Raw genomic sequence first — 1,231 nt, forward strand, 5'->3', positions numbered from 1 at the left:
TAAGCATCATGCATAATAATGGCAAGTGCTAACTGACGCCCAGCCAAAACTGCTAAGGCAGCAATACACAACAATAACTTCCCCCAATTTGGTAAATATTCCCAAGAACTTGCAACAACAGCAAAGGTACCACCAATTACGGCCCAAGTTGAAAAAACAGCCCAACTACCATGCAAATCTGATTTGCTGGTCAAATCAGTGATTTCATCACGGCTAAATAAATCACTAATCGCGACTTGTGTATTCATATTCCCATCCGTCCTTCACATCTTATTTTTGTATTTACATAAATATTAATTTTATTTTAAACCATGTAATATTTCTGTCAATAAATTAAAAATAGATTTATTGTAATATTCTTAGATAAAAAATTAAGCTGTATTTAGCTCATAAAACTTTGCCCAAAGTGCCAAGCCTGTTTGATCAAGTTGTTGTACACTTGCTGCAAATTGATTACGCCCAGCCACATCCACAAAATCTTCTGGTAATAAAGGGTCATTCATCAATAAGGAAATTGTTTGGCGGCCTAACAATAAAGACTCTTTGGTTGCTTCTTCCAAATCTAATTGCTGCACATTGAGCAACCACTCCTGAATCATTTGACTATATTTTTTATAATTCTGATTTAAGATTTCAGTGGGCCACAAGCTTGGGATACTCGATGCTGTATGCACATCAAAGTGATTGATTTGGCAGACTCTTGCATTTTCCTCCAGACCAGAGTTTCTGAGTTCGATGATCAAATCATCAAATTCAATTGCCAAGTTATCGGGACGGATAAAAATCCCTTGTTCCAGTTCCTTAAAGCCGAAATGTTTCAGAACACGTTCGCGGCGATGTAGTGCCGTTCGATCAACACGCCCAAGCCCACCAGTAAAAACTGCAAGATATTGATGATTCCAAACTTTAGTGTGCTTAATACCACGTTTTCGATTCAACATGACATCAGCCCACTCATGAGATCGATGTGTAAATTGATACACACCACGCTCGATAGCTTCAATCACACCCTCGCTAGACAAACGAGTTACCGCCACTCGAATACTATTTTCACTAATCTCAAACAATTTTGCGGCGATAATAATCTGTTTGATTGAAATTGCTCGTCCTTGTGAGCCTAAAAGTAAATCGACAATCAAATCACGGGCATTCATTTTTATTAATATCATGTTTTCCATATAATCAACTAAATAATCATTAAACTATTTTTCTTAAGCATTTGCTCAACGAC

General features: G+C 37.1%; 1 protein-coding gene and 1 pseudogene. Both read right to left on the reverse strand.

Features of this window, described 5'->3' with window-relative positions; all coding sequences use genetic code 11:
• Nucleotides 1-248: pseudogene (locus HMPREF0023_RS04455) on the reverse strand (fatty acid desaturase); the annotation flags it as partial.
• Between the two features lie 123 nt (nucleotides 249-371).
• Complete coding sequence (locus tag HMPREF0023_RS04460) at nucleotides 372-1,169, reverse strand: PaaX family transcriptional regulator C-terminal domain-containing protein (RefSeq protein WP_026056317.1); 798 nt, start codon at nucleotides 1,167-1,169, stop codon at nucleotides 372-374.
• Between the last annotated feature and the right edge of the window lie 62 nt (nucleotides 1,170-1,231).

This window comes from Acinetobacter sp. ATCC 27244, from assembly GCF_000156555.1.
GTDB lineage: Bacteria > Pseudomonadota > Gammaproteobacteria > Pseudomonadales > Moraxellaceae > Acinetobacter > Acinetobacter haemolyticus.

Bases quoted from the DNA above. Each gene is read 5' to 3' on its own strand.
- HMPREF0023_RS04460 (WP_026056317.1), bottom strand. From the start codon at position 1,169: ATGATATTAATAAAAATGAATGCCCGTGATTTGATTGTCGATTTACTT.